This is a genomic window from Saccharopolyspora halophila (assembly GCF_039531955.1).
In the GTDB taxonomy this organism is placed as follows: domain Bacteria; phylum Actinomycetota; class Actinomycetes; order Mycobacteriales; family Pseudonocardiaceae; genus Saccharopolyspora; species Saccharopolyspora halophila.
The window spans coordinates 314,915-333,864 of record NZ_BAAARA010000004.1; the positions used below are offsets into that span (position 1 = coordinate 314,915).

An 18,950-nucleotide genomic window follows, 5' to 3' on the forward strand; every position below is an offset into this window, starting at 1 on the left:
CTCTCCACGCATTCTGCGCGCATCGGCAGCAGGTCACCAACGCGTCCTGGGCACGATGAAACTGCTGGACTAGCTGCCGCCGAACGTTCCGGGCCGCTTGTCCTGCACCGCCGCCATCGCCTCCGCGTGGTCGTCGGTGTGGTGCGACAAGGCCTGCATGGTGGCCGAGAGCTCCAGCACCTGGCGCAGCCCGCCGGTGCGGGACTCCTGCAGCAGCCGCTTGGCCATGCGCGTGGCGTGCGGCGGGTTCTTGGCGACCCGACCGGCCAGCGCACGCGCCTCGTCGAGCAGGCGCTCCGGCTCCACGACGCGGGCGAGCATGCCCCACTCGAGCGCCGTCGCGGCGTCGACGCGATCGCCGGTGAGCGCCATCTCGGCCGCCCGCTGCGGACCGACGGCTTGAGTGAGGAACCACGCGCCACCGTCCCCGGGGATGATGCCCAGCTGGACGAAGGACTCGGCGAACCACGCGTTGGTCGAAGCCACCCGCAGATCGCACATCATCGCGAGATCGCAGCCCGCACCCACGGCCGGACCGTTGACCGCGGCGACCAGCGGCACCTCGCACTCGGCCAGCGCCAGCGGGATGCGCTGAATGCCATCGCGGTAGCCGTTGCGCATCTGCCAGGGGTTACCGGCGAACATGCCCTGCTTCTCGCGCATGTCGGTGACGTTGCCGCCCGCGGAGAAGGCCTTGCCCGCACCGGTGAGCACGATGCAGCGCACGTCGAGATCTTGCTGGACCCGCCGCGCATTCACCTCGAAGGCCTCGATCATCTCCTCGCTGGAGATGGGATTGCGCTGATCGGGCAGGTTGATCGTCCAGGTCTCCACGTGCTCGGCACGCTCGACCAGCAGCACATCGGTCATCAGCCGGCTCCTCCCGCCTCGCTCTTGCTCGCGAACAACCTCTCACGCGGGAAGGCATGTCATGTCCGGGGCTGGCGTGGGTGCGGGCGCTGAGAGGGAACGACCCGTGTCGTTCGGAGCACCAGCCTTCGATGCGACGACCGCGACCCAGCAGAGGTCGAGCTGCGCCGTGTGGCCGGTATGCGGTCGGTGCGCACGCAGGCCGTGACGTCAGAGCGCGGCAGAGCACCGGCGGCCGAGCGTGTTTCCGGTGGGTTACCGGGCACGGGACGCGGACGCGGGAACCGGAGGTAGTTGCTCCCCTAACGGTCCGCACACCGGACGGCTGAGCTAAGCGCAGCGTTCGACAACTCGGCTAGCACGACGCGCGTTGAGCCGCGTGCCGCCCGCTCAACGCGTGACGTGTTCGAGGAACTCCTGGGTCTCCGGGTCGGTGGAGTAGACGCAGACTCCGCTCATTCCCCGCGTGAGGAGAACTTTGTAGGTGTTGCGGATGAGCGCGGTGAAGTGGAGATCGTCCGCTTTGCGGACCGCCGGGTCGTGGGCGTATTCCCGGCGCGCGTGCCACTGGCCGTCGCGGCGGACGAGGTCCGGTCCGATGATGACGCCTGCCCAGTCGTATTCGAAGCCTTGGGCGGTGTAGATGCATCCGACCTGACCGAACCCGCGCTCGTCGCTGGCCCAGAAGTAGGACTCCGGGGCGTCCGGGACGCGTTTCTCGGGCTTGGCGTTCCAAGGGCGCTTCCAGTCCCAGGCCTCAATGACGACGTCGTCGACGAGGTGCTTTCCGGAGTCCGTCTTGGCGGGATCGCTCCAGGGCCAGCAGTATCCGGCTGCGATCCGGGCGGTTCCGCCGTGTTCGCCCTGTTGGGTGTGCAACCACGCTTCCATCTCCTGCGGAGAAGCGGCGCTGGTGACGACGAAATCCTCGTCCGAAGAAGCGGAAAGCCGACTCCACTGCACGGGTTCGGCCTGTTCGAGTCCGAGGAATCGTGACACCCAGGTGTCGAACGCTTCGGAACCGCCGCAGCGGAACTGGCCTTCCAGCCGTACGACCTCGACTTCGCATCCGTTGGACTTCGCCGCCGTGGTGATTTCTTCCAGCGATCCCATTTCGCCCGGTCGCACGATCTGGTTCTCGTCGAGGAGGAACACGGGAACCGACGCGACGTTGATCAGTTCGTCGATCTGGCGACCGGCGCGCTCGCGGGCTTCCTTCTTGGTGAAGCGGTTCACGCTGTTCTCGCGGATGCGGTGCGCTTCGTCGCAGACCAGGACATCGAGTTCGCGGGCCTCGGACTCGATGTAGTTGTTGAAGTACTTGAAGAGGCTCTGAACGCGTGGTTTGCGGCTACCAGCGATCTTGCGCAACGTGCGGGTGAACGCGCTGGAACCGGTGGCGTGATGAACTTGCCGGCCTTGCCGGGCGAGCTCGCCGACAAGGCTGAGGGCGATCACGCTCTTGCCCGAGCCAGGGCCTCCGAGCACGATCACAACGGTGCGCGTGCTGGCGGCTCGCGCCTCGCGAACAGCTCGCGTGACGACGTCGAAGGCAACTCGCTGCTCGTCGAGCAGAACGAACTGCTCGCGTTCCTGGATTTCCTTGGTGGCAACATTGAGCAGTGGCTTCGATGGGCCGTGCGTGAATCCCAGGAAGTCGTCGGCGGCGCTGCGCGCGGCGTCGCGGTCGCCCGCGCCGTCGAGCACCGACCGCAAGTGGTCGACGAGATCGCCGCGGTCGTCGAGGGTGAAGAGACGGCCGAACTCGCTCGGGGCATAGCCCTCGCGCAGCGCTGCGACGCCGACGTTGCACGCGTTATGAAGGTAGGCAATCCCGCGGACGCACTGCGGCGCTGCTGCCAAGGCTGGCGTCGAGTCGATGAGGTATTCGCAGTACCGCTGCACCTGAGTGACCGGGTGCAGTACGGGGCTCGACCCGTACGCCGGGACGCGGACGAGCTCGTCGACAGCCTCTTCCACCTGGGACCACTGCTTCAACTCGACGAGCACGTAACTCGGTTCACCTGTGGTGGGGTGCGTCCCGCAGAGGACGGCATCGACTCGCCGCGGGCTGTGCGGGAGCTTGTGCTCCAGGAGCACCTCGACGTGACCGAGCCCGGCGTCCGCGAGATCGGTCAGCAGTACCGGGAGGCTGCGTTGCCAGGACAATACCTCGGCGCGCGGGACCCGCGATTCGAACTGAAACTTCGCTTGTTCGCTGAGCAGGGTGTGCAGCCGATCAGCCTTCGCCTCATCGAGCAATTCAGCCGCGCTGCGACGGATCAGAGCCATCTTCAACCCCCACTGGACACGCGTGGTCAACGCGCGGGTGGGGGCAGCGACGAAGTGGCGACTTCGGTGCCCGTCGGGCCGCGATCTTCCGAGGTAAGACTATCCTGTTGATCACACGAATGGCGATCAGGGTTGGGCGAAGCAGAAGCAGTGGTTTTCGGTCAGGCTTCTTGCTGAAGCGGGTCGTTCTGGAGTCTTGGAGCCTGCCGAAGTCGCCTGTCGCTGTCGACCTGAGATGGCCACTTCCGATGGGGCAAAGCGGTCGACGTGCCGGGAAGTGGTCCAATAAGCGCATGGACAGCGTCGCTGAACTTCGCGAGCGGTTGCAGGAGTTCGCCGCAGCTCGTGACTGGGAGCAGTACCACACACCGAAGAACCTGGCGATGGCGCTCGGCGGCGAAGCGGGAGAGCTGATCGCCGAGTTGCAGTGGCTCAGCGATGCCGAGGCGGACGCCGGCCTGGCGGAAGGGCCGTTGAAGGAGCGTCTCGCGGACGAAGCTGCCGACGTGATGCTGTACCTGGTGCGTTTTACCGATATGTGCGGGATCGACCTCGTCCAAGCGGCCAACGCAAAGATTCAGCGCAACGAAACGCGCTTTCCGAGCCGCACTGACATGCGCGCGGAAGGCGAAGCGTCGATGGCGAGCAGCGATCCGGATGGCAAGAAAGAGCTCGATGTCGACGGTGGTGAGGACCGCGAGTGAAGCTCGCCGCGTGCCGCAGGGGATGGTTTCGGTTCTGCGGATTTTCCGTGAATCCGAGCGGTTTTGCGTGGTCAGCCCCTACCAGTTGCCGAATGTCGAGGGCCCTACCGAGGTGGTGGCCGCGAGCTGGAACGTGCGGGCGCCCAGCCCTCATCCGTTCGGGAGGATGACCGCTCGGCCGTTGACCTGGCCGTCGTGGAGGCGTTCGTACGCGTGCGGAGCTTCGTCGAGGGAGTAGGTCTCGGTGTGGACCGAGATGGCTCCGGCTCGGGCCAGTTCGAGGGCTTCGTGGAATTCGCCGCGGCTGCCCCAGTAGGGGGCGCTGACCGAGGCTTCGAACGGCAGGAAGCCAAATCCGACGGGCAGGCTGCCGCCTCCGATGCCGACGATGCTGATGTCGGCTTCGACCGAGGCGACCGCGCCCGCGGTCTCCACCGTGGGTTGCGCGCCGACGAAGTCGAAGACCGCCTGGGCGCCGCGACCGTCGGTCAGTTCGCGGATCTTCGCGGCGGCCTGCTCGTCGGAGAGCGCGGTCTCGTGCGCGCCGACTGCGCGGGCGAGGGAGAGCTTTTCCTCGTTGACGTCCAGGGCGATGATGCGGGCGGTGGTCATCGCTCGCAGAATTTGAACGGCGATGTGCCCGAGCCCGCCGACGCCGATGACGACCGCGGTCGCTCCGGGGACGAGCTTGGGCAACGAGGGCTTGATCGCGTGGTACGGCGTCAGCGCCGCATCGGTGAGCGGTACTGCGGCGACCGGGTCCAGACCCCCTAGCGGGGCGAGGTGACGCGGATCGTCGACGAGCATGTACTCGGCCATCGAGCCGGGAGCGCCGAGGCCGGGAGGGTGGATCCCCAGCTCGGCGGCCCGCAGGCAGTAGTACTCCTTGCCGGCGGCGCAGTTGAGGCAGGTGCCGCAACCCCAGGGCCCGTAGACGGCGACGGCGTCACCCTCGGTGACTCCCGTGACACCGGCGCCCAGGGCGGCCACCGTGCCGACTCCCTCGTGCCCCAGAGTCATCGGCAGCTCGTAGGGGAAGCCGTCGGCTGACCAGCTCATCACGGCGATGTCGGAGTGGCACGCGCCGGCAGCGGTGACCTTCAGCAGCACCTGACCAGGACCCGGTTCCGGGTCGGGAACGGTGACGACCTACGGGGCGGCACCGATCTCGCGGTACTGCAACGCCTTCATGGCACGCTCCTCACGACTCCGAGACCAGCTTTCACCCATCGTAATCGGGTGCGGGTGAGTCCGCGTGTTCGTCGAACCGGGGGCCAGTTCCACCAATGCTGGGATCGCTGACGAATTGCGACTGCCGCTACCGCGCTCCGGCAGCGACTCAACCGCGATGTGCCGGCAAAGCTCTGGTCCAGCCATACGGCCTATCGTTTTCACCGGACTCGCGGTCGTGAGCCACCGAAGCCGACGAGCACCCTGCTGTTGTGAGTGCGATCGAGGGTCGCCAAGACCCGACCTCGTTATTGCTCAAGCGCATGTCGGAGCGCCAATGCGCGCGGTTCCGCAATCGAAATCTCAAGCAACCGGGCACCGGCCGTCGTGTTCACGAAGTCGAACTCCGCGACTGGACGGGCGGCTTGAAGCTCCCGGCCCCGGCCTGCCACCAGCCGCTGGACGCGTTTGCCCTGGCGGGCAATTCCGAGCCGGTAACCGCACCGGTCGATTGCGCCAGATGTCTCTCGCGCAATCCTGACCCGTTCACCCCATTGACAGTCGTCGATGGCGGGCAGCTCACCCTGGATTTGCGCTCAGAAGCCTCAGCGGCGTCCGACGACGAAAATGACTCCGGCTGCGACGTTCGGGTGTTCTCGCCGCATTCGCCGGACGCATCGGGTGCGACGTAAGACGCTCGCAGGTCGACCGACCTGATGGAGGAAACACCCGTTGTCGAATAACGCGGACCAGCCCCGCGATCCAGACGGTAGATGGGGCAAGAAGCGAGCGGGCGGCGTCGCTGGGGCGGCGCTGTTGGCGGGGTTGATGGCGGCTTCGGGAGGCGGCGGCGCCACGACAGGATCAGTTGGCACGGCACTGGAAACCGCCGGACAGCGCGCGGTGCACGCCAAGACGATGCGGCAAAGCCGCAATGCTGCGAAGAGGGGAAATGAACGCAAGGCCTGGAATCGCATGGGGCTCAGGAGAGTCCGCAACGACGTGAAGCGCACTCTGCGGTGCTCCGCGCACTCCTACGGTGAGGTGCAGGAGTTCTTTCTGCGGCATCCGTGCGAGACGTTGCGGCAGCGGCTCTTCGCGGTCGGCGATTCTGAAGGCAACATCATCGCGGTGTCTCTCATGTGGGTGACCATGCCGTCGCGAGCTGACGTCTCCAGGTTGAGACGGGTGGAGGACACCTACGGGACGGGCGATGTGACACCCGTCGGTACGCAGCTGCTCGGATTCGGCGGCTTCCGCTTCACCGGCAAGCACTACGAGTCGCGCAGGAAGGGATCGCAGTTCGTCATCACCGAAACCGAACCGGTGCGGGGCAACCCGTCGAACCGCGTTCTCGATGACGTCGCCGTGGTCGCCAACCTCCTGCCCGCACCGAGCTGACGGCCCCACGCCGGCCGCTGACGTAGTGGCGCACCAAGGAGGCCTCGCAGAATGTGGTGGAGCCGCTGTTTCAGGTGAGGGACTCAGCCCGCGCCGCTGCGGGTTCTGACGCGTCGTGTGGCGAGGACGCCGCTACTCGAGGAACGGATCCCGCAGCCACGCGGCGCGTCAGGTTCCGCCACCGGCACCGCCACGCACACGGCAAACTGAAACCTCTCCTAAGTCCTGGCTTCGATCTTCTCCCGTGCTCGGCACTGCGACGGCGAAATGCCCGTCCGGGCGCGGAAGACGCGGTTGAAGTGCGAGACGTTGGCGAAGCCCACCTCGGTGCTGATCTGGCCGATCAGGCGGTCGGTCTCCTGCAGCAGCCGCTCGGCGCGTCCGACGCGCAGCCCGTTGAGATAGCCGATGATCGTCGAGCCGGTGTGCTTCTTGAACTCGCGCGACAGGTAGAACGGGCTGCTGAAGAACGTCTCGGCGAGCGTGGTGAGGTCGATCGGCTCCGCGTAGTGCTCGTGGAGGTGGTGGATGACGTCCGCGATGCGTCCCGCGCGGCGGGCCAGCCGGGCGTCGCGCCGCTCCGCGCGCATGATCTTGAGCAGCAGTTGCGTGATGAGCAGCTTCATCTCGTCCTGGGCGCCATCATCGAGCACGTCCTGGGCGGTCAGCAGCTCCTCGACGACGTTCTCGACCGCGCGCAGGTTCTCCCCGCCGGGTCGTACGACGGAGACCTCCGAGGACACCGCCTCCAGCACGTGCGGGTACAGCACGGCATCGGGGCGGAAGTAGAGCACGACCCGGCGGAACGGTATGCCGTCGTCGCCGTAGGAGAAGTGCTCGACCCCGGGCGGGAAGATGATCAGCTCGGACTGCTCGGTCCGGTACAGGTCGTCGTCCGTGCCGTGATAGCGGCTGCCCGCCTCGAGGAAGTAGATCTCGAAGTAGTCGTGCAGATGCGGGCGCACCATGTTCTCGTCGACCCCGTGCATGCGCGCCGCCGCGACCTCGCGTCCGCGCGCCATGAGATCGCCTGCGAAGTCCAGCATCTCCACCTCCGTCGTTCGCCCCGGCGGCGAGGCCGAGCCCCTCGCCGCCACCTGGTGTGCACGGGGCGGCGAGGGAGGAAGTCGGCTACTCCAGCAGTCCCATCATGCCCGGGAGTCCGAGGGAGAGCACGGGAATGAAGGTGACGGCGAGCAGCAGCAGGATCAGTCCGACGAAATGGGGCATCAATCTGGGGACGACCCGCTCGACCGGCACTTCGCTCACGCCGGTGGCGACGAACAGCACCGAACCGACCGGCGGTGTCATCGTGCCCAGGCACATCGCCAGGATGAGCACGATGCCGAAGTGGACCGGGTCCATCCCGATCTCGGTGGCGATGGGCAGGAAGATCGGCGTGAAGATGAGGATCGCCGGCGTGATGTCCATGAACGTGCCCACGACCAGCAGCACGAGCACCATAAGCAGCAGGATGACGGCCTTCGCGTCCGCCACCGAGAGCAGTGATTCCGTTATCGCGGCCGGGATGCCGGTGTAGGCCATCACCCACGACATGCCCGAGGACGCCGCGATGAGGAACATGACGATGCCCGTCGCGCTGACCGTGCGGGTGGCCACCTCCTTGAAGGCAGTCCAGGACATGCTCCGGTACACCATCGACAGCGTCAGCGTGTACAGCACCGCGACCCCGGCGCCCTCGGTCGCGGTGAAGACTCCGAAGACGATGCCGCCGACCACGATGATGATCAGCAGCAGGCCGGGGAGCGCCCGGAGGAACGCCCGGAGGCCCTCGGCCGGGGTCGCGCGACCCGATTTCGGGTACCGGTGCTTGCGCGCGAACGCGTACGCGATCGCCATGACGACGACGCCCATCAGGATTCCCGGCACGTAGCCCGCCATGAACAGCGCCGAGACGGACACGTCGCCCGCTGCGGCCGAGTACACGATCGCAGCGGTCGTGGGCGGGATGAGCAGACCGGTCGAGGCCGACGCGATGTTGACCGACGCGCCGAACGCCGGATCGTACCCCTCCTCCTTCTGCCGACCGTGCAGCGTGCTGCCGATCGCGGCGGCCGACGCGACCGCCGAGCCGGACAGCGAGCCGAAGAGCATGTTTCCCAGCACGTTGGTGTGCGCGAGCGCGCCGGGAACCCGTCCCGCCAAGACGAGCGCGAGGTCGACGAGACGGCGGGCGATGCCGCCGTTGTTCATGATGTTGCCCGCGAAGATGAACAGCGGAACGGCGAGCAGCGAGAAGCTCTCGACGCCGACGTTCATCTGCTGCCCGATGACGTAGGTGGCGTCGTCCCAGGGCAGGAACACCAGAGCGGTGGCGAACGAGGCGATGCCCAGGGAGACCGAGATCGGGATCCCGGCGAAGAGCAGAACGAAGAAGGCCCCGAAGAGGATCGCGGCAGCGGTGAGAGCATCCATCAGTCCGTCCCCTCCGTCTCCTGCGAGACCTCCTCGGTGAGGTCCTCCCAGATGTTCAGCACTTGCGCGAACGTGATCGCGACGCCAGCGATGGGCCCGATCGCGTAGTACAGGCCGTGGGAGACCCCCAGCAGCGCCGAGACGTTGTCGCGCGCGCTGAACGCGAGCGCCGCACCGCCGATCACCAGCACGACGACGGCGAAGGCCAGCACGAGGACGTCGGCGCCGATGATCAGGCCGCGCCGCACCGGCTGCGGGAGCTTCTCGCGCAGGACGACGAGCGCCATGTGCTTGCGGTGGAGGAACGCGTACGCGGCGCTGAGCAAGGCCGTCCAGATGAGCGCGTACCGCACCAGCTCTTCGGTGAACGCCGCGGGCGTGCCCAGCACGTAGCGGGTGAAGACCTGGTAGAGCACCAGGAGGGTCATGATCACGAGGAGGGTTCCGGCGGCCCCCGCGAGGAGGCCGCCGAGCGCTCCTCTCACCCGGGTCAGGCGGTCGTGCGTTGACATGCTGAACCTCAGTTCCTGGCTGACTCGATGATGGAGAGGACGTCCGCGACTTCGGGGTACTGCTCGGCGTAGCGGTCCACGACCGGCCTGGTGACCTCCCGGAAGGCGTTGGTGTCGACGTCGGTGACGAACTCGACGCCCATCGCCCTTGCCTCGGTGACCGACCGCTCGACGCTCTTCGCCCACGCGACCTTCTGCCGCTCGGTCGAGGCCCGGGCCGCGGAGGAGAGGAGTTCCTGATCGGCCGGGCGGAGCTTCTCCCAGGTCTCGGTGCCGATCACGAGCATGTCGGGGATCCGCGTGTGCTCGGTCGTGGAGAACACGTGCGCGACCTCGCCGTGGGCGCTCTCGGTGAGCACCGTTTCGTTGCTCTCGGCGCCGTCGATCAGTCCGGTCTGCAGCGAGGTGTAGGTGTCGCCGAAGGACATGACGATCGGCGCGGAGCCCAGCTCGTCGACGAAGTCGGTCTGCGTGCGCATGTCCTGCACGCGGATCTTCAGGCCACGCAGGTCCTCGGGCGTGCGGATCGGGGTGCTGCGCGTGTAGAAGGACCGCGCGCCGGAGGTGTAGTACGTCAGGCCGACGAAGCCCTCGTCGGCGGTGGAGCGAAAGTGCTCGGCCATCTCCGGCGAGTCCATGACCTCGTAGTACTCCTGCTCGGAGTTGAAGATGTAGGGCAGGCCGAACGCGTGGTAGCTGGGGTCGTAGGCGGCCAGGCCCGGTGCGCTGACCCGGGCCATGTCCACGATTCCCTGGTTGAGCTGGCCGAGCACGTCCGATTCCGAGCCGAGCTGGCCGCTGCCGTAGGTCTCGACGACGATGCGTCCGCCGCTGCGCTCCTCGACGTCCTGCGCGAACGAGGCGAGTGCCTTGGAGGTGACGTGGTCGTCGCTCAGGTTGCTCGCCAGGGTCAGGACGAGGGGGTTCTCCGGTGTGGCCTCGGTGCTCGTCCTCGCCCCGGAGGCCGGTGCGCAGGCGGCGAGCGCGGCGGTGAGGATCAGGACAGCGACGCTGCTGACCAGTCGTTTCATTGTGCTTGCCTTTCCTACACGTCGAGCATTTCCACGGGCTCGAACGAGATCGCGACGGCGAGGTCGCCGCCGGGGTCGGGAGTCTTGATCAGCACGGACCCGAGCTCGGGGGCGTAGTGCCAGCCGGCCTCCGCGGCGTCGAAGTGGCCGCGGTGCAGGATCTGCCGGACGGGCTCGCCGTCGAGGGTGACCTGGCGCGGGCACCGCCCGGGCCGGATCACGTCGAGCAGGAGGTTCTCGATGGTGCTGCGGTAGTGGCCGCGACGGGTGATGTTCAGCGTGACCCGTTCGCCGGCGGTCATTTCGATCTCGGTTTCGCGGAACGCGCCGTCTTCGTGGTCGCGGGTGAGCCCGTCGTCCTCGTAGAGCGCGAAGCGGCCGTCGCGGTCGGGCGCGCAGACCAGCCGCAAGTCGGTGATCTCGTCGCGGGCGAGGTTGTCCAGCTGGTTGTCCGCCAGCGCGAGGATGCCGCCACCGCGGACGAACAGCGGAATCGATCCGAGGTCCACCGGCAGCTCGAAGTTCTGCCCGCCCTCGTAGCGCCGCCGGGTCCAGAAGTCGTAGAAGACCTCGCCGGAGGGGAATCGGACTGCGCGCGTGTTCGCTCCCGGAGCCAGCACGTTCGCGACGAGCAGCGAGTCACCGAGCATGAAGTCCTCGGCGTTCTCGTCGCACGCTGGATCGTCCTGGAAGGAGCTGACCAGCGGCTCCATGATCGGCAGGCCGGTGCGGGCCGCGCGTGACATCAGCGAGTACAGGTACGGGAAGAGCCGGTAGCGCAACTTGATGGCGTCCCGGACGTGGGCGGTGCAGCCGGGGTACATCCACGGCTCGGTGACGGTGTTGTCCGAATTGACCGAGTGGATCGAGAAGCGGGGCTGGAAGATCCCGTGCTGCACCCACCGGACCAGCAGCTCGGGTTCCGGAGCGGGGCCGTGGAAGCCACCGATGTCGCACCCGTGGTTCGGGAAGCCCGACAGGGCCATGCCGAGGATCGTGGCGATGTTGTGCCGCAGGGACTCCCACGAAGTCGAGTTGTCGCCCGCCCAGCTCTGCGCGTAGCGCTGGATACCCGCGTGGCCGGCGCGGCAGACGATGTAGGGGCGCGCGGAGGGGTCCTTCGCGGTGATGCCGTCGCGGGTCACCCGGCACATGAGGTTGGCCATGACGGTGCGCAGGCGAGCGATCGTGGCGCTGCTGCCGTCGAAGTCGCACCCGGAGTCCTCGTCGATGATGCTGTCGTACTCGCAGTTGTCGTTCCAGACCGAGGTGGTGCCCTTGTTCAGGACCGCTTCGGTGAGCCAGCGCTGCCACGCCTCGCGCGCGGCGGGCTTGGTGAAGTCGACGAACCGGCCGCGACCACCCCACCAGGCGCCGACGGCGGCGCCATCGCCGGCGGTCGCGGCCGCGTCGGCGCTGCGGGTGACGAAGATTCCCTCCTCGGCGAACTCCGCGAGCCTCGGATGCACCTCGAGGACACCGGGTTTGACGTTGGGGGAGACCGCGATGCCGCGCTCCGCCATCGCGGCGAAGAATTCCTCCGGGGCGGGGAAGCGGCGCTCGTTCCAGGTGAGGACGCAGCGCTTCGGACCGGCTTCGGTCTGCTGCGTGGTGTAACCGGAGGAGAGCTGGAAGCCGTCCACCGGAACGTCTTCGGCGCGAGCGATGTCGATGAACTCGGTGATCGCGCGATCGCTGTCGGCGTCGAGCTCGGAGTAGTACATCGACGAGGCGAGGTATCCCAGCGCGTACTTGGGCAGCAGCGGTGGCCTGCCGGTCAGCGTGGTGTAGCGCTGCACGACCTCGCGAATGCCCGGCCCGGCGATCAGGAAGAGATCGACGTCGCCGCCATCGGCGCGGTAGCGGCTGTGCGGGGGCCAGTAGTTGCTCCGCTCCCGGCCGAGGTCGAAATCGCACTCGTAGGTGTTGTGGTAGAAGTATCCGACCGCTTCGCGGGTCGTCCGGTTCATCTTGAGGTAGAACGGGATGTGCTTGTACAGCGGGTCGGTCTCGCGCGGGTCGTAGCCCAGGGCGTCCTTCGGGCTCATCGTGATGAGCTTCTGCGCCTTGTTGAGCGAACCCGTGGTCTCGCCGAAGCCGTAGAAGGCGTCGTCGCGTGAGATCTCGCTGGAGTGGATCCGGCGGCGGTTCGAGTCCTCCAGGTATCCGAGCCCCACGACGTCGGCGTGGATCAGGACGCCCTCGCGGTAGACGCAGATCCGGAACGGGTCCTTCTCGATCTCCACGCGGAGCCGCCCGCCGGTCAGGACCGCGCGATCGCGCCGATCATCGATGTCGATCGGATGCGGTTTCACCCGGGTGCGTTCGGCGCCCATGAACTCGTCGAGCCGGTCCGGCCAGGCCGTCGTGGTCAGCGTGTACGACTCCTCGGCGAAGTCGCCGTCGAAGCCGGCGCGGATGCGCAGGACGCTGTCGGTCACCAGCAGGAGGCGGAGCTCGACTCCGTCCGTGTGGACGTGGACCCAGTCGCCGACCGCTTCCACCTTCTCGACTCGTGATGTCACGCGCACTTGGGCTCGCTCTCGATCGGAAACGCTGCTCGGCCGCGCGCCGCGATGGCGTCATCTCCGCGAATGGCCTGGGCAATGCTAAGAACGCCGAACGGTGCCGCGCTTCACCGAAATTGCTGCTTTGGTGGCCTGGATTGACGGATCTTGCTCTGCTCGCGATCGGGGCGGGCGTCGGCGCCGGTGTCGCCGATCCGCTCGGACGCGGATCTCGTCATCGGCGGGCCGCGAAGCGTTCCGCCCGGGGCGCAGAGCGGGACGAGCGCACCGGAGTCTCGGCTGAGCCGGCGTCGCGCGCCATCACGACGTTCGTCCCGGCCGGTGCGGGCAGGGACTCGTCGCTGGCCAGTCGTGCGCGGTTCCGTCGAGCAGCCGGTTCGTCGACAGGTAGGCGCGTTCGTACCGGTGCTGCGCGGCGAATCGTTCGTCGGAGTGGATTCCGAGGCCCGGTTCCTCGCTCGGCCGCAGACTGCCGTCGGCGCACCTCACCTCGGGGTCGATACCGCGTTGGTCCGCTCGCTGCGTGGCATGTGCTCCTGGATGTCGAAGTCGCGCAGCGCGATTCCCCAGGTGGACGGCAGCGGACATGCCACCGGCGAGACGTCCGTCGGACCGCGCATCCCGGATTCGACCCGGTGCCTCCCGGCGTGGTCCAGCGACGACGTCCGGATGACCTCCCGGCTTTCTCGATTGACCCGGTGGAGATCGCCGAATACCGCCGGCGACTGATCGAGCGGTTCGCCGCGCCGGGCCTGCGGCGCGAGCGGCAGCAGAGCAGTTGCGGCAGCTCGCACACCGGAACCGGGATCTCGACCGCGCCCGACCGCAGGGGAACCGATCCCACGATCGCGCGCAGCGAGGTGGCCTTCCCCGCGTCACTCGGCCCGACGAGCGCGCTGCGGGAACGGCTCGCAAACGCTTTTCCGCCCGGCTGCGCGACGGCCCGCCCGCGATCCCGGTGGAGGTCGGCGCCGCGAAGCCCGACGACCGCCCCGCGACGAACTCACTCGGTCGCAGCGCTGCTGCTCATCCCTGCTCGACGCGGGTGTTCCAGCTCCTCCTCGCTGACGTCCTCGACATGCGTGGCGACGGATCACCGGTGCCGAAGGGATCGGCGAACCGCCCGGCCCGGCCACCGTAGAACTGGTCCTCGACCGGGCTGACGCGGGAAGTCCTCGTCGCGGAGGTGGGAGGGGTGCCGCTCCTCCGAGCGCGCGCCGCGGAGGAGCGGTCGGCCAGAGCAATTGGTCCGACGCGGGGCCTGACCCGGGGAAGGGCAGGGGTGCTCCCGGCCGGCGCGGCCGGGAGCACCCGTTCGCTCGGGGACTGCTCAGGCGATGGCCGGGTTGTGGTCGGCGACCGGCCCGAAGAGGGCTTCCGAGCGCAGGGCCGCGTACCCGGGCTTGATGACCTCGTTGATCAGCGCCAGGCGCTCGTCGAACGGGATGAACGCCGACTTCATCGCGTTGACCGCGAACCACTGGAGGTCGTCGAGCGAGTAGCCGAAGGTGTCCACCAGCTCGTCGAGCTCCGCGGTCATCGAGGTCTGGCTCATCAGCCGGTTGTCGGTGTTCACGGTGACCCGGAAGTTCAGCCGCCGCAGCAGCGCGATCGGGTGCTCGGCCACCGAGGGCACCGTGCCGGTGTGGACGTTCGAGCGCGGGCACATCTCCAGCGGGATGCGCCGGTCGCGGACGAACGAGGCCAGCCGGCCCAGCCGGGCGGTGCCGTCGGCGGCGATGTCGATGTCATCGACGATGCGCACGCCGTGGCCCAGCCGGGCCGCACCGCACCACTGGATGGACTCCCAAATCGACGGCAACCCGAAACCCTCGCCGGCGTGGATGGTGAAGTGGCAGTTCTCCCGGCGCAGGTACTCGAACGCCTCCAGCGAGCGGGTGGGCGGGAACCCGGCCTCGGGCCCCGCGATGTCGAAGCCGACCACGCCGGCGTCCCGGTGCTTCACGGTGAGCTCGGCGATCTCGGCGGCCCGGTGCTCCTGGCGCATGGCGCACAGCAGGACCCCGATGCGGATGCGATTGCCCGCTTCGCGCGCCCGGGCCGCGCCGCGGCGGAAGCCGTCGAGGATCGACTCGACGACCTCGTCCAGCGAGAGCCCCTGCTGGGTGCTCAGCTCCGGGGCGTAGCGGACCTCGGCGTAGACCACGCCGTCGGCGGCCAGGTCCTCGGCGCATTCGGCGGCCACCCTGCTGATGGCGTCCGCGGTCTGCATGACGCCGACCGTGTGCGCGAAGCGCTCCAGGTACTCCTCCAGCGAGCCGGCTTCGGTCGCCGCGGCGAACCACCTGCGGATGTCGCGCACGCCGGAGGTCGGAAGGGCCTCGTAGCCCTGCTGCTCGGCCAGCTCCGCGACCGTCTCGGGGCGCAACCCGCCGTCGAGGTGGTCGTGCAGCAGCACCTTCGGGGCGCGGCGGATTTGGTCGGCGGTCGGTGCGTCGGCCACGTGTTCCTCCTAGTTCTTCTCCGATTGCGGGGTTTTGATCAGCAGCGCGGTGACCAGCGCGAGGGCGACGAAGCCGCCCGCGGTCCACAGCGCGGCGTGGAAGGCGCTCGCGGTGGGCGGGCCGCCCCCGCTCGCGGCGGTGACCGCGCTGGCGGCCACGGCAATGCCCAGGGAAGCGCCGATGCCGAAGCAGGCGCCGTTCAGCCCGGGCAGCGACCCCGGCTTGTCCTCCGGCGCGAGCGCCACCGCGAGACCGGTGAGCGCGGTGAGCATGTACCCGGTGTAGGTGATGCCCAGCGCCGCCAGCGCGACGAAGGTGATCGCCGGTGACTGCGGTGCGAGCACCAGCGGGACCAGCGCGGCGGCCGTGCCCACGGCACCGATCAGCACGGAGCGGTGCCATCCGATGCGGGGCCCGAAGTGCCCGACCAGCGGGGCTGCGATGACGCCGAGGGCCGAGGCCGGGGTGAGGTACAGCAGTGCCGACATGGTCGCGGAGAGCCCGTAACCGGCACCCGAGTTCTGGGTCAGCAGCGGAATGGTGAAGTTCAGCATCCCGAAAACCCCGGCCAGGGTGAAGATCGTGGTCAGCAGCAGGGGCCAGCCCGCACGCGAGGCCAGCACCGAGGTGTCGATGATCGCGTTCCGGTCGCGGCGTTGCGCGACGGCGAACAGCGCGAGCGCGAGCACGCCCCCGACCAGCAGCGCCAGCGTGGGCACCGAGGACCAGCCCCAGCTGCTTCCCTCGTTCAGCGCGAGCAAGATGCCGGTCAGCCCGACGCCGAGCAGGGCCGCTCCGGTCCAGTCCATCCGCCCCGCGGAGGTCCCGCCGGCCGGCACCCAGAACTGCACGGCGACCAGGGCGATCACCGTGATCAGCGCCGTGATCAGGAAGATCCCGCGGAAGCCCACGGAGTCGGCCACCGAACCGCCGATGATCGTGTCGACGCCGGCGATGCCGCCGTTGACCGCGGTGATGATGCCCAGGGAGCGGCCGAACTTCTGCGGCGAGAGGGATTCGTGCAGCGTCAGGTAGGCCAGCGTGAACGTGGCTGCGGAGACGCCCTGCAGGCTCCTGCCGATGATGAACAGCTCGATGTTCGGCGCTAGGACGCAGATCAGCTCGCCGACCAGTGCGATCACCAGCGTCACCTGGAGCATCCGCCGGCGGCCGACGTGGTCGCTGAGCCTGGCCAGCGTCACCTGGCCGATCGCCGAGAAGAGGAAGAACAACGTCTGGGCGAGCCCGCCGGCACCGCTGGTGGTCTCCAGGCTGTCGATCACGTTCGGCAGCGCGGGCGCGAGCATGGTGGCGTTGATCTGGTATCCGGCTACCGCCAGCACCAGGGCGGTCAGCAGGGCAGTGGAGCGCACCGGCGGTGCGCTGGCGGGCGACGGGTCGCCGACCGTGGTCATGGGAACCTCCGCGTTGAGGCGATCGAGAGGTGGGCAGCGCGTGGTGGTCGATGTCCGGGGGCTGCGAACCGGCTCGTCGATTGACTTGTCTGACATGTGCCGGGTGTTGGCGGAAGGGTTTACCGGCCCAGCGCCTACCGCGTCAAGTGTGTTCTGTGCAGCAATTGGCCTGACAACGGAGATTTGACGAGCGCGGCTCGCTCTTCTAACTTGTCTGACATCAACCCAACAGGGGGTGCGACGTGGCGGCCAGACGACCGCAACGGCGACCGGTCGTGGAGCTCTACGAGCGGGTCGTCGAGGCAATCCGGCAGGGGGACTACCCGCCGGGCTCGACGCTGCCGTCCGAGCCCGACCTCGCCGCCGATCTCGGGGTGAGCCGACCAGCGCTGCGCGAGGCGCTCCTGCTGCTGCAGGAGGACGGTGTGATCACCGTTCGGCGCGGGGTGGGGCGCACCGTCAACGGTCGCCCGGCCCGGCGCGGTTTCGAGCGGTTGCAGCCGATCGAGGGCTTGTTCAGCGCGGACGCGGCCAAGATCCGACCGCTGGCGCGGGTCGTGGAGGAACCGACCGACCTGGTCATGCAGCACCTGCCGGTCCCGGCCAGCTGCGAGATCTGGTTCTGGGAGAGCGTCGTCGACATCGACGGCGTGCCCAGCGGCCTGGTGGAGGAGTGGAGCGCGCACGACGAAGGGCTGGCCGCCGTCGACCCGGGGCTCCCCGCGGCGCTGGCCGAGGCCGAGGCGCAGCCGAGCACGATGCTGCACGTGGTCTCGGAGCTCGACCCCTACCTGCCGTTGAGCGGTTCGAGCGCGATGAGCGCGACGGCGCTCGGGCGGCGGCGAGGCGAGGTCCTGGATCGCTCGCCGGACACGCCGGTCGTGCTGATCACCCAGGTCGTCTCGGTCGAACGCACCCCGCTCATGGCGGCCAAGTACGTGTTGCCCAGCGGTGCGCCGAGCATCCCGGTGCGCCAATCCCGTTGAGAAAGCCCGGTTCCGCGGCGCGGTCCGGTTGCGGTTCCGGTCGGTTCCGCAGTCCGACCGCGCGCGGAGCGCGATGTACGACCCCGGAAGCAGAAAGGCACGCAACCGATGGCGCCCAAGCAAACCCTGATCGTCGACTGCGACACCGGCATCGACGACGCCCTCGCGCTGCTCTACCTGCTCGGGGGGAGCGGAGTGGAAATCGGTGCGGTGACCACGGTTTCCGGCAACACCGATGCCGAGACGGCAGCGCTCAACACCCTGCGGGTGCTCGAACTGGCCCGCCGGACGGACATCCCGGTTTCCGTGGGTGCCCGCAGCAACTGGTGCGGGGACGTGCCTCTCGCGCCGCACGTGCACGGCTCGGACGGCCTGGGCAACACCGACCTGCCCGCCCCGACGACCGCGCCGAGCCCCGAACCCGCCGCCGAGCTGATCGTGCGGTTGGCGCGGCGGAACCCCGGCGCCTTGCGCCTGCTGGCCATCGGTCCGCTGACCAACCTGGCCACCGCCCTGCTGCTCGAACCGGACCTGCCCGAGCTGGTCGAGCACGTGACGATCATGGGCGGCGCGGTGCGCCACCCCGGCAACGCCACCCCGGCGGCCGAGGCCAACATCCACAACGACCCCGAAGCCGCCCGGATCGTGCTCCGGGCGGGCTGGCCGGTGACCCTGGTCCCGCTGGACGCGACCATGGGCGAGCTGCTCACCGAGCAGCACCAGCGACGGCTCGCCGAACGCGGTTCACCGACAACGCTTTTCACGTCGTCCATCCTGGACCAGTACTTCGACTTCTACGAGCGCGACATCTTCGGCGAACGGCGAGCGGCCTGCCACGACCCGTTGGCCGCTGCGATCGCGGTCGGTGACGTCGCGCCGGTGCTCGCACCGGTCGTGGCGACCGATGTGGACACCGGCGACGGCCCGGGCCGCGGCGCGACCGTCGCCGACGTGCGCGGCCAGTACCGGGGGTTCCCGGAGCAGCAGGGGGCCAACGTTCGCGTGGTCCTGGAGACCGAACGCACGTTCCCGGACCTGCTGGTCGACCGGCTCTGCGGGGCTCCCGAGCCCACGCGCCGAGCCGCCTGAACCCACGACGGCGGGAGCCGCGGACCCATCGGGTCCGCCGGAGAAGCCAGG

Annotated in this window: 16 protein-coding genes; 5 read left to right on the top strand and 11 right to left on the bottom strand. The window is 68.5% G+C overall.

What is annotated here, in order from left to right:
* Positions 1–69 precede the first annotated feature (69 nt).
* On the bottom strand, positions 70–870 hold the full coding sequence (locus ABD289_RS09045) for a crotonase/enoyl-CoA hydratase family protein (protein WP_344128724.1): 801 nt from the start codon (positions 868–870) through the stop codon (positions 70–72).
* Positions 871–1,260: 390 nt separating this feature from the next.
* A complete protein-coding gene (locus tag ABD289_RS09050) occupies positions 1,261–3,162 on the bottom strand; it encodes a DUF2075 domain-containing protein (RefSeq protein ID WP_344128726.1) in 1,902 nt (633 codons plus the stop codon).
* A gap of 293 nt (positions 3,163–3,455) precedes the next feature.
* On the opposite strand from ABD289_RS09050, the gene ABD289_RS09055 reads away from it, so the two are divergent.
* Positions 3,456–3,866, top strand: a complete 411-nt coding sequence (locus ABD289_RS09055) for a nucleotide pyrophosphohydrolase (protein WP_344128728.1) — start codon at positions 3,456–3,458, stop codon at positions 3,864–3,866.
* Positions 3,867–4,016: 150 nt separating this feature from the next.
* Here ABD289_RS09055 and ABD289_RS09060 read toward each other — a convergent pair whose 3' ends face one another.
* Entirely contained in the window at positions 4,017–4,976 is a 960-nt protein-coding gene (locus ABD289_RS09060) for an NAD(P)-dependent alcohol dehydrogenase (RefSeq protein ID WP_344128730.1), read from the bottom strand.
* 332 nt (positions 4,977–5,308) lie between these two features.
* Between ABD289_RS09060 and ABD289_RS09065 the strand changes: the two genes are divergently transcribed.
* The gene (locus tag ABD289_RS09065) at positions 5,309–5,728 is read left to right on the top strand and encodes a hypothetical protein (RefSeq protein ID WP_344128732.1); all 420 of its coding nucleotides are present in this window, start codon (positions 5,309–5,311) and stop codon (positions 5,726–5,728) included.
* 40 nt (positions 5,729–5,768) lie between these two features.
* A complete protein-coding gene (locus tag ABD289_RS09070; protein ID WP_344128734.1) occupies positions 5,769–6,437 on the top strand; it encodes a hypothetical protein in 669 nt (222 codons plus the stop codon).
* A gap of 218 nt (positions 6,438–6,655) precedes the next feature.
* On the opposite strand, the gene ABD289_RS09075 is transcribed toward ABD289_RS09070, so the two are convergent.
* From ABD289_RS09075 to ABD289_RS09110, 8 genes are all read right to left on the bottom strand, one after another.
* Complete coding sequence (locus tag ABD289_RS09075) at positions 6,656–7,483, bottom strand: AraC family transcriptional regulator (RefSeq protein WP_344128736.1); 828 nt, start codon at positions 7,481–7,483, stop codon at positions 6,656–6,658.
* 85 nt (positions 7,484–7,568) lie between these two features.
* Positions 7,569–8,873 carry a TRAP transporter large permease gene (locus tag ABD289_RS09080; RefSeq protein ID WP_344128738.1) on the bottom strand — a complete coding sequence of 435 codons (1,305 nt, stop codon included), beginning with the start codon at positions 8,871–8,873 and terminating at the stop codon, positions 7,569–7,571.
* Positions 8,873–9,385, bottom strand: coding sequence for a TRAP transporter small permease (locus tag ABD289_RS09085; RefSeq protein ID WP_344128741.1), 513 nt, complete (start codon positions 9,383–9,385; stop codon positions 8,873–8,875). The genes ABD289_RS09080 and ABD289_RS09085 overlap by 1 nt, the downstream gene beginning before the upstream one ends.
* Before the next feature lie 8 nt (positions 9,386–9,393).
* Positions 9,394–10,416 carry a TRAP transporter substrate-binding protein gene (locus ABD289_RS09090; protein WP_344128743.1) on the bottom strand — a complete coding sequence of 341 codons (1,023 nt, stop codon included), beginning with the start codon at positions 10,414–10,416 and terminating at the stop codon, positions 9,394–9,396.
* Between the two features lie 14 nt (positions 10,417–10,430).
* Positions 10,431–12,941 (bottom strand): glycoside hydrolase family 31 protein, encoded by a 2,511-nt coding sequence (locus tag ABD289_RS09095; protein ID WP_344128745.1) that lies wholly within the window; start codon positions 12,939–12,941, stop codon positions 10,431–10,433.
* Positions 12,942–13,429: 488 nt separating this feature from the next.
* Complete coding sequence (locus tag ABD289_RS09100) at positions 13,430–13,738, bottom strand: hypothetical protein (RefSeq protein ID WP_344128747.1); 309 nt, start codon at positions 13,736–13,738, stop codon at positions 13,430–13,432.
* 536 nt (positions 13,739–14,274) lie between these two features.
* Positions 14,275–15,408 (bottom strand): adenosine deaminase, encoded by a 1,134-nt coding sequence (locus ABD289_RS09105; protein WP_344128748.1) that lies wholly within the window; start codon positions 15,406–15,408, stop codon positions 14,275–14,277.
* Between the two features lie 9 nt (positions 15,409–15,417).
* Positions 15,418–16,920 carry an MFS transporter gene (locus ABD289_RS09110; RefSeq protein WP_344128750.1) on the bottom strand — a complete coding sequence of 501 codons (1,503 nt, stop codon included), beginning with the start codon at positions 16,918–16,920 and terminating at the stop codon, positions 15,418–15,420.
* A gap of 146 nt (positions 16,921–17,066) precedes the next feature.
* Here ABD289_RS09110 and ABD289_RS09115 point away from each other — a divergent pair, with 146 nt between their 5' ends.
* Positions 17,067–17,810 carry a GntR family transcriptional regulator gene (locus ABD289_RS09115; protein ID WP_344128752.1) on the top strand — a complete coding sequence of 248 codons (744 nt, stop codon included), beginning with the start codon at positions 17,067–17,069 and terminating at the stop codon, positions 17,808–17,810.
* Positions 17,811–17,918: 108 nt separating this feature from the next.
* Positions 17,919–18,899, top strand: a complete 981-nt coding sequence (locus ABD289_RS09120) for a nucleoside hydrolase (protein ID WP_344128754.1) — start codon at positions 17,919–17,921, stop codon at positions 18,897–18,899.
* Positions 18,900–18,950 lie beyond the last annotated feature (51 nt).

Excerpts from the sequence above, each read along its gene's own strand:
- ABD289_RS09045 (WP_344128724.1), bottom strand. The coding sequence starts at position 870 with ATGACCGATGTGCTGCTGGTCGAGCGTGCCGAGCACGTGGAGACCTGG.
- ABD289_RS09050 (WP_344128726.1), bottom strand. The coding sequence starts at position 3,162 with ATGGCTCTGATCCGTCGCAGCGCGGCTGAATTGCTCGATGAGGCGAAG.
- ABD289_RS09055 (WP_344128728.1), top strand. The coding sequence starts at position 3,456 with ATGGACAGCGTCGCTGAACTTCGCGAGCGGTTGCAGGAGTTCGCCGCA.
- ABD289_RS09075 (WP_344128736.1), bottom strand. The coding sequence starts at position 7,483 with ATGCTGGACTTCGCAGGCGATCTCATGGCGCGCGGACGCGAGGTCGCG.
- ABD289_RS09080 (WP_344128738.1), bottom strand. The coding sequence starts at position 8,873 with ATGGATGCTCTCACCGCTGCCGCGATCCTCTTCGGGGCCTTCTTCGTT.
- ABD289_RS09085 (WP_344128741.1), bottom strand. The coding sequence starts at position 9,385 with ATGTCAACGCACGACCGCCTGACCCGGGTGAGAGGAGCGCTCGGCGGC.
- ABD289_RS09090 (WP_344128743.1), bottom strand. The coding sequence starts at position 10,416 with ATGAAACGACTGGTCAGCAGCGTCGCTGTCCTGATCCTCACCGCCGCG.
- ABD289_RS09110 (WP_344128750.1), bottom strand. The coding sequence starts at position 16,920 with ATGTCAGACAAGTCAATCGACGAGCCGGTTCGCAGCCCCCGGACATCG.
- ABD289_RS09120 (WP_344128754.1), top strand. The coding sequence starts at position 17,919 with ATGGCGCCCAAGCAAACCCTGATCGTCGACTGCGACACCGGCATCGAC.